General features: G+C 66.0%; 8 protein-coding genes. 5 read left to right on the top strand and 3 right to left on the bottom strand.

The features are described 5' to 3' along the window. Positions 1-293 precede the first annotated feature (293 nt). Positions 294-1,169 (bottom strand): formate/nitrite transporter family protein, encoded by an 876-nt coding sequence (locus ABZW74_RS12860; RefSeq protein WP_355276647.1) that lies wholly within the window; start codon positions 1,167-1,169, stop codon positions 294-296. Between the two features lie 31 nt (positions 1,170-1,200). Then, positions 1,201-2,091 carry a LysR substrate-binding domain-containing protein gene (locus tag ABZW74_RS12855; protein ID WP_240861533.1) on the bottom strand — a complete coding sequence of 297 codons (891 nt, stop codon included), beginning with the start codon at positions 2,089-2,091 and terminating at the stop codon, positions 1,201-1,203. A gap of 90 nt (positions 2,092-2,181) precedes the next feature. Between ABZW74_RS12855 and ABZW74_RS12850 the strand changes: the two genes are divergently transcribed. The 5 genes from ABZW74_RS12850 (at position 2,182) to ABZW74_RS12830 (ending at position 6,084) form a co-directional block, all read left to right on the top strand. After that, positions 2,182-3,405: an acetyl-CoA C-acetyltransferase gene (locus tag ABZW74_RS12850; RefSeq protein WP_355276645.1), complete on the top strand. Its 1,224-nt coding sequence runs from the start codon at positions 2,182-2,184 to the stop codon at positions 3,403-3,405. Further along, positions 3,402-4,202: a 3-oxoadipate enol-lactonase gene (pcaD, locus tag ABZW74_RS12845; protein WP_355276643.1), complete on the top strand. Its 801-nt coding sequence runs from the start codon at positions 3,402-3,404 to the stop codon at positions 4,200-4,202. Before ABZW74_RS12850 ends, pcaD begins: the two co-directional genes overlap by 4 nt. Then, on the top strand, positions 4,199-4,963 hold the full coding sequence (locus tag ABZW74_RS12840; protein WP_240861529.1) for a CoA transferase subunit A: 765 nt from the start codon (positions 4,199-4,201) through the stop codon (positions 4,961-4,963). The genes pcaD and ABZW74_RS12840 overlap by 4 nt, the downstream gene beginning before the upstream one ends. Positions 4,964-4,973: 10 nt before the next feature. Beyond that, positions 4,974-5,618 carry a 3-oxoacid CoA-transferase subunit B gene (locus tag ABZW74_RS12835; RefSeq protein WP_355276641.1) on the top strand — a complete coding sequence of 215 codons (645 nt, stop codon included), beginning with the start codon at positions 4,974-4,976 and terminating at the stop codon, positions 5,616-5,618. A gap of 178 nt (positions 5,619-5,796) precedes the next feature. After that, a complete protein-coding gene (locus tag ABZW74_RS12830; protein WP_240861519.1) occupies positions 5,797-6,084 on the top strand; it encodes a GIY-YIG nuclease family protein in 288 nt (95 codons plus the stop codon). Between the two features lie 232 nt (positions 6,085-6,316). On the opposite strand, the gene ABZW74_RS12825 is transcribed toward ABZW74_RS12830, so the two are convergent. Then, entirely contained in the window at positions 6,317-8,980 is a 2,664-nt protein-coding gene (locus ABZW74_RS12825) for a LuxR C-terminal-related transcriptional regulator (RefSeq protein WP_355276639.1), read from the bottom strand. Positions 8,981-8,982: the final 2 nt, after the last annotated feature.

Here is an 8,982-nt window from a genome sequence, read left to right as displayed (position 1 = left end):
AATCCACCAACGTGGTTTCAGCCCTAGTCATAGTGGTCACCGGCGGGGCAGGCTCACAGTGGACCAGCATCCCATCGGGAACCGATCCACCCCCATTAGCCCTGGTGAGACAAAGTGATTGGGCGACCAGGTAGCAACTGTCACCAGGCCTTCGAGGCTCCTCGCTAGCGCTCGTCGCACCTCAGGCAGCGGGTGCGGGTGTCGCTCGTCGCACCTCAGCTCAGGCGGCGGGGGTGCCGCTCGTCGCACCTGGACAGCGAAAATCGGCTGGCGCGCGTCGTTCGTGTGATGTCTCAGTGGCGAGTATGCGAGCGTCGGAGATGTGGGAGATGCGTGTCGCGTTCGTCGTTGACCCATGCGTAGTAGAAGCCGATGAGTATCCCGCCACCTATCAGATTGCCGAGCAGCACTATGCCCAGGTTTCCGAAGGCTGCGCCGACCGGTATCCCGTCCTGGAGTCCGACGATCATGAACAGCACCGTGTTGGCCACCGAGTGCTCGAAGTCGAGGAAGGCGAACACGAACACCGCGACGATCATCGCCATGATCTTGGCCATGTCCTCGTGGAGGTAGCCGTTGTAGACGAGCAGCATCGCGAGATTGATCATGAAGTTGCACAAGACCGCGCGGATGAACAGGTCGAGCCACCCCGACCAGCCCTCGCCGAGGTAGCCCGTTTTCACGTCGACCGAGTGGTTCATCGCGTCGAGCACCGGACCCTCGATGAGGGTGGTGCCCTTGAGCATCACGGCGATCAGCAGCCCGCCGATGATGTTGCCGAGGTAGCACAGCAGAAGGATTCGCAGCACGAGGACCAGCGAGATGCGTCGGTAGTAGGTGCCGATCGCCACCATCATCATGTTCGACGTCAACAACTCTGACTTCGAGTAGTAGATGAACACCAGCGCCCAGCCGAAGGTGAGTGAGCCGAGGAGTTTCCCGACGACGTGGAGTTGTTCGTCGTCGCCGATGCTGTCGAAGGCACCGACCATCGTGTAGTCGATGACGTAGAAGATCGCGATGATGATGCCTGCCATCGCCGCTCGCTGGAGGTATCGGCGGCGCATGTGGCCCGTCATCTTCTTCTTGGACTCGAGGACGTCGAGGACCGTACTGATGAAGAACTTGCCGGGAAAGAGCTTGTTCGCGTCGAACTCTGGAGAGCTCATGGGTCAACGGTGACACACTTGCGCCGGACCTTCATGAGATCGTGCGCAGGACCTCGAGAACGCGGTCGATCAGCGGTGTTCGACGGGACTCCACGAGTGCCACCGCAAGCTCAACGGTGCCGGCCGGCTCGGCGAGCCGACGGTAGACGACATCGGCCACACCGAGGGCAGATGTCGGTTCCGGCACTATCGCGACGCCGAGCCCGGCGGCGACCAGCGTGATGAGTGTGGACGTCTCTTCCACCTCGTGCCGAATGTGCGGCACGAAACCGGCTCGGGCGCAGGTGGTTGCGAGGACCCCGCTCATCACCGATTTGCCGCCGCCGGCGTGTGCGATGAAGTCCTCGGCGGCCAACAGTGCCACATCGACTTCCGTGTCGAGGTCGTTCGTCGCGAGCGGGTGATTCTTCGGCAGGGCGACGATCAGTCTGTCGTCTCGGATGATCTCGACGTGGATGTCGTCGGTGTCAACGGGTGGGCGCAGCAGCGCGAGGTCGATGTCGTGGGAGCCGAGGGCCGCGATCTGATCGGGCGCCAGCATCTCGCCGCGCACGCTCACCTCCACATCGGGCAGTTCGTCGCCGAGCGCGCGAACCAGCTGCGGCAGCAGCGAGTAGGTGGCCGAGCCGACGCATCCGATGGACAGCTGGCCGAATCGTCCGTCGGCGATGCGCTGTGCCCGACGTCCGGCCGCGTCGACGGAATCCAGGATCGCGATCGTGCGACGCAGATAGTCCGCACCCGCCGGCGTGAGTTCGACGCGTCGGGTGGACCGGGTCAGCAATGCAACCCCCAACTCGTCCTCGAGTTGCTTGATCTGCTGAGACAACGGCGGCTGCGCGATGTGCAGACGTTGTGCAGCCCGGCCGAAGTGGAGTTCCTCGGCGACGGCACGAAAGTAGCGAAGATGTCGCAGCTCCATGTGTACACAATACCATTTGATATGTCGTGAGTATCAATGTTGAGAATATGAATACTTCCGCCTATCGTCGCAGGTCGATACGGTGAGAACATGGCTTCTTCGACCGACATCGTGATCTGCTCGCCCCTCCGCACACCGGTGGGCCGGATGGGTGGCGCGCTCGCACCGCTCACCGTCACGGACCTGGCGACCGGACTGCTGCGTGAGTTGTCGAGCCGCACCGGCCTCGGTGAGGGTGACGTCGACGACGTGATCCTGGGGCAGGGCTACTCGAACGGGGAGTCGCCCGCGATCGGACGCATCGCCGCGCTCGACGCCGGGCTGGGCATCGGCGTCCCCGGCATGCAGGTCGACCGCCGATGCGGATCGGGTCTGCAGGCGATCCTGAATGGCGCGTCCGCAGTTGCCACCGGGGGTGCGCGGCTGGTCGTGGCCGGCGGCGCCGAGTCGATGTCGAATGTCGAGCATTACGCACTCGGACTGCGGACCGGTGTTCGGCAGGGCGGTATCGACCTGATGGATCGCCTGGATCGTGGCCGTGCCACCGCCGGTGGAAACTCGCATCCCGTCGCCGGCGGCATGATCGAGACCGCCGAGAACGTTCGCGCCCGCTACCGAATCGGACGCGAGGAGCAGGACGAACTTGCGCTGCGCTCGCATCAGCGCGCGATCGCGGCCCACGAGGGCGGTCGGTTCGCCGACGAGCTGGTCTCGGTGACCGTGCCGGGCAAGCGCGGCAGGCCCGACGTCGTGGTCGACCGTGACGAACACCCGCGCGCCGACGTGAGCGCGGAGAGCCTGGCCAAGCTGCGCCCCGTGCGACTCAAGGTCGACCCCGATGCGACGGTGACCGCGGGCAACGCGTCTGGCCAGAACGACGGAGCCGCCATGTGCGTGGTGACCACGCGGGCCGAAGCAGATCGTCGTGGACTCGACCCGATGCTCGAGCTGCGTTCCTGGGCGGTGACGGGGTGCGAGCCGGAGACCATGGGCCTCGGTCCGGTGTCGGCGACCGCCGCGGCACTCGACCGTGCCGATCTGACCCTGGCCGATCTCGACCTCATCGAACTGAACGAGGCCTTCGCCGCGCAGGTCCTCGGCGTGCTCGCCGAGTGGAAGGTCGACGCCGACGACGAACGGCTCAATCCCAACGGGTCGGGAATCTCGTTGGGACATCCCATCGGCGCGACCGGCGGCCGCATCCTGGCAACCGCCGCCTATGAGGCCCGACGGCGCGACGCGCGCTACGTGCTGGAAACCATGTGCATCGGCGGCGGACAGGGCCTCGCCGCGATCTTCGAGGCGACCCGATGAGCGCCGCTGAGATGAATGCCGCTGAGAGGAATGTCGCTGAGGTTCACGCCGTCGTCACCGGCCGCGACGATGCGCCGGCCGTGGTGCTGTCCAACTCGCTCGGCTCGACGCATCGGATGTGGGATGCGCAGCTCCCTGCCCTCGAGGAGCGCTTCCGGGTGGTGCGTTACGACACCCGTGGCCACGGTGAATCACCGGTTCCGCAGGGGCCCTACACCATTGACGACCTCGCCGACGATGTGATCGCGCTGCTCGATCGGCTCGACATCGCCGCGGCGCATCTCGTCGGCCTGTCGTTGGGCGGTATGACGGCCATGCGCGTGGCCGCACGCAACCCCGACCGCGTCGCGCGGCTCGCGCTGTTGTGCACGGGCGCCCAGCTGACCCCGTCGTCGGCCTGGACCGACCGCGCTGCGACCGTGCGCGCCAACGGAAGCCAGGCCGTCGCCGAAGCCGTCGTCGCGCGGTGGTTCACCCGGGACTACCTTGCTGCCAACGAGGACTCACGCAAGTACTACGAGGCGATGGTTGCCGAGACGCCGGCCGAAGGTTACGCATCATGCTGTGAGGTGATCGCGGCCATGGATCAGCGAGCCGATCTGCCGACGATCGCCGCACCGACACTCGCGATTGCCGGTGCCGACGACCCGGCGACACCGCCGCCGAAACTAGCCGAGATCGCCGACAACGTGCAACACGGTCGGCTCCTCGTCGTCCCCGATTCGGCACATCTCGCCAATGCCCAACAGCCACAGATCATCACACCCGCCATCATCGAACATCTGGAGCAGTCATGACCCTCGACAAAGTCGTAGCCGGCCCGCAGGCAGCGGTCGCCGACATTCCCGACGGCGCCAGCATCGCTGTGGGTGGCTTCGGCCTGGCCGGTATCCCGTGGTTCCTCATCGAGGCGTTGCTCGACCAGGGCGCCGGGGATCTGACCATCGTCTCCAACAACTGCGGCGTGGACGGCGCAGGACTGGGACTCCTGTTGGAAGCCCGCAAGATTCGTAAGGTGATTGCTTCTTACATCGGTGAGAACAAAGAATTCGGCCGCCAGTTCCTGGCCGGTGAGGTGACCGTGGAGCTGACGCCGCAGGGCACTCTCGCCGAACGCATGCGGGCCGGCGGAAGCGGTGTGGGTGCGTTCTTCACGCCCACCGGAGTCGGCACCCTGGTTGCCGAGGGGGGCCTGCCGTGGCGCTACAACTCCGACGGTACTGTCGCGGAGTCCTCGCCGCCCAAGGAGGTTCGCGAGTTCGGTGGACAGCCGATGGTTCTCGAGGAGTCGATCGTCACCGATTTCGCGCTGATCCGCGCGGCCGTCGTCGACCGCGCGGGAAACTGCCGATTCCATGCTGCAGCGAGGAATTTCAATCCGCCGGCAGCGATGGCGGGCCGGTACACGATCGTCGAGGCCGAGAAGGTGGTCGAGGTGGGCGAGATCGCTCCCGACGATGTCCACCTGCCGGGCATCTTCGTCAAGAGCATCGTCGAGCTGACGCCGGAACAGGCCGCTCGCAAGGAAATCGAACAACGTACCGTGCGGACACGGTGAGGAGATCATCATGAGCTGGACACGCAACGAGATGGCCGCACGGGCGGCACGTGAACTCAACACCGGCGAGTACGTCAACCTCGGAATCGGGCTGCCCACACTGATTCCCGACTACCTGCCCGACGACTCGGGAATCACCCTGCACGCCGAGAACGGGATTCTGGGCGTCGGGCCGTACCCCTACGAGGAGCAGGTCGACCCCGACCTCATCAACGCCGGCAAGCAGACCGTGACGGTACTGCCGGGCGCGTCGTACTTCGACTCCGCCACCAGCTTCTCGATGATCCGCGGCGGACACGTCGACGTCGCGGTCCTCGGCGGCATGCAGGTCGCCGGCAACGGAGACCTCGCCAACTGGATGGTCCCCGGCGCCATGGTCAAGGGCATCGGTGGCGCCATGGACCTGGTGAATGGCGCAGGCAAGGTCATCGTTTTGATGGAACACGTCACCAAGAAGGGCGGAGCCAAGCTGGTGGCCCAGTGTTCACTGCCGCTCACCGGTCGGTCCGTGGTGTCGCGGGTGATCACCGATCTCGGTGTATTCGATGTCAACGGTGCGGGTTTCGACGTCGTCGAGCTGGCCCCCGGCGTCGAGTTGTCCGATGTCGAGGCCAAGACCGACGCGCCGATCTCGGCGCCTGCCACCGCTGGCTGACTGACAAACGAGCGAGCGCACCCCCCACCTGCTGACCCACTGCTGGTTGAGTAGCGACGTGCGAGCTTGCGAGCCCGACGCGTATCGAAACCCGGTGAGACACGGATGTCCGCAACCACTACCCGCACCCTGTGGATGAAATCGCCTGAGATGTACGCATGTGCGAGATAGTCGACGCATGGCAGCCTACCTGTACATCCTCGAATGCGGCGACGGTAGCTTCTATGTCGGAAGCACTCGCAATCTGGAACTGCGCGTCGCGCAACACTGCAGCGGCCATGGGGCCGCGTACACCAGGCGTCGACAGCCAGTTCGGCTCGTGTACTCCTGCGAGTTCGGATCGATCGACGAGGCCTACGCGATGGAGAAGCGAGTGCAGGGATGGTCGCGAGCCAAGCGTCAGGCGCTGATCGACGGTGATTTCGACTTGATTCGGCGTCTGGCGCGAAAACCGGGATTCGATTAGGCGCGTTCTGATTAGGTTGTTGCTGGGGACATTCTCGTCTCACCGGGTTTCGATACGCGGCGGGCTCGCAGGCTCGCTCGTCGCTACTCAACCAGCAGTGGGTGCTCGCGAGAGTCGCCGCTCGTTGTCCACAGGGTGCCGATATTGTCGTCTCGCCGGGTTTCGACGACGGCCCTCCGCTGGCGCTCCGGGTCTGCTCAACCAGCAGTGGGGGGCACGGGGTGGCGGTCAGTCAGTGATGACTCGCGACAAGCTCTGCGCGGGAACGCAATCCGAGTTTGGCGTAGATTCGGGTGAGGTGGTACTGGACGGTCTTGGTGGAGATGAATAACTCGGCAGCCACTTCCTTGTTGGAAAGGCCCTGCGCGACAAGGGCTGTGACAGACTCTTCCTGAGGTGTAAGGCTCACGTCGTGACGGGTCACGGGGGAGGTGTGCAGGCCACCGGCCTTCAGTTCGCGATCGCATCGGTCGACATAGGTCTGGGCGCCGAGTCCGAGATACGTCTCGCGCGCGATGGACATGACGCGGTCGGCATCTCGTCGTTTGCCTGCTCGGCGCAGCGTCTGGCCGTAAGCGAAGTTGACCCGGGCCAGATCGTAGCGGTTGGGTCCGGGCAGCAGTAGTTCGACGGCCCGCTCGAAGACGTGTCGCGCACCGTTGATGTCACCGCTCGCGCCGAGCAGCCGGCCACGCGCGTATCCGAGGCGCGCGGAGGCCGACGGGTGTTTGCGTTCGTCGGCGCGCTTCTCATGTGGAGTGAGCAGTGCGTCGGCGTCGTCGAGACGTCCCTCCAGGACAAGGGCATTCGCCAAGGTATCGACCCACGGCCAGAAGCCGGGCTCGACCAGCGCTGGGACGCTGCGGGCCAGACGAGGCAGTGGTCCCAACTCGTGGATCACGGTCGCATAGTCGGCAGCGGCCTCGGCCACCTGGGCGCGCGCGAGCCGCGCGGGGATCTCCATGCTGGGGTAGTCGGTGCCGACGGCTTCGGCGCGACGCACCGCCGCATGGGCGTCGTCCCAGCGGCCAAGCAGCGAATGAATCTGCGCGACAGTCCATTCGAGAAGTGGAGTGGCGATGGTGATGCCGCTCGTGGTGGCCAGATCGCGTCCCTGGGTTGCGGTGTGGAAGGCGGCGTCCCAGTCGCCGATGATGAATCGGACCCGCGCGAGCCAGGCAAGCGACCACAGCGTGATCCGGTCCGATCCACCGAGTCGGGCCATCGACACCGCGGTCTCCAGGCTGGCACGCGCGACGTCGAGATCGTCGATCCCGTACTCGAGCCAACCCCGCCCCATGACGGCCCTCTGTGCCTGGGCGCCATGCCGGATGACCTCGGACAGTTGCGCATACGTCGTCACACCTTCGGTGGGGCGTCCGGCCCAGGCTTCGCCGAGACCCCTGATGACGGTGGCTTCGACGCCCGCCGGCGAGTCCGGTCCGGTGAGGGCGACGGCCCGATCCACCCAGTCGATGAGTTCGGTACCCTGCCCGCGGATGAGGGCGTGCAGTACCCGGCGTCCTGCGATCAGTGCGGCGATGTCGGGCTCGCGTTCGGGATTGACGATGGCCCAGGCTCGGTCGAGACGCACCTCGGCTTCGGTGGCGCGCCCACGCAGAATGGCGAGGTAGGCGAGTGTGGCATTGCGGAGCGGCGTTTCGCGCAGCGACTCCACCGACGGGATGAGTGTGGCAGCAGCCGAACAATCGCCTGCCGAGAGCAGGGCATCGACGGAACGGGTGACGCGTTCGTCGCTCTTGAGTCCTTCCTGTGTGATGCGGCTTGACTGGCGGAGCAGGGTGGCGGCCTCGCGCCAGGCGCCCTCTGCGGCGCGTGCGCGGGCCAGTTCGTCGAGCTCGTCGGCCAGCGCCGGGTCTGCGTCCGGGGTTGCCGCGACCCGATGGTGCAGTCGAGCAACAGGATCCGGGACGGTCTCGGCTGCACGTCGATGTGCGTCGGCGGTCGCCTGCAAGCCCATCGCGTCGATGACCGCGGCCCGCACGAGCGGGCTGCGCAGCGCGAGTCCGACCTGGGCAGGGGCGAGATCGGCGGAGCGCGTGAGCAAACCGGTCGCCAGCGCATGATCGGCCGCGGCGAAGGTATCCTCAGCCTCCGCCAAGGCTGCTGCGACGGTGAGTGATTGACCGTCGTCGAGGACGGCGAAGGCCTCGATGAGACGTCGGCCGTCGTCAGGGCAGGCGTCGAGCCGCGCCCGGATGTCGGCTCGAACATGCTCGGGTGCAGGCAGATCCCCGCCGGGCTGCGACCACAGCGCGCGGGGCGACTCGTCGAGAAGTCCGATCAGATCGCGTGGATTGCCCATGGTGTGGCGCCACAGATCCTCACGCATGGACGGGTGCAGGATGATGCCGCGATCATGCACGATCTCGGACACGGCCTCGGCGTCGAGCCCGCCCAGACGTAGCTCGTTGTCGAAGAACCGATTCTGGAGAGTGTCGGATGCAAACCGGGCCGTCGCTCCGGCCACCACGAGGACCCGCAGATCGCGATGCCGGGCCAGGATGCCGGTGAGTGTCTCCCACGATTCGTCGTCGGCCAGATGCGCGTCGTCGATGACGACGAGCGACACCGCCTCGCTGGACACACGTGCGAGGAGTGCCTCGGCCATCGCCGGGACAGCAGTGGGTTCCTGCTGGAGTAACTGGGCGAGCGCGGCTCCGGCCATGCCCTGCTCGGCTTCCAGTGCGGTGGCGGCGAAGACGGTTGCGTCGGTGGCGTGGGCGACTTCCCGCAAGAGGGTGCTCGTCCCGATTCCCGGGTCACCGGTCACCGACACCCACCGGACACCGGATCGGGCGCGCACGAGTTCGTCGGCGATGGCGCCGAGTTCGGCGTCACGACCCACACACCGTGCCCTGCTCACCCGTCCCATGC

It is taken from the genome of Gordonia sp. NPDC003585 (assembly GCF_040610755.1).
Classification (GTDB): Bacteria; Actinomycetota; Actinomycetes; order Mycobacteriales; family Mycobacteriaceae; genus Gordonia.
This window is presented reverse-complemented; position numbering and strand designations above follow the sequence as displayed.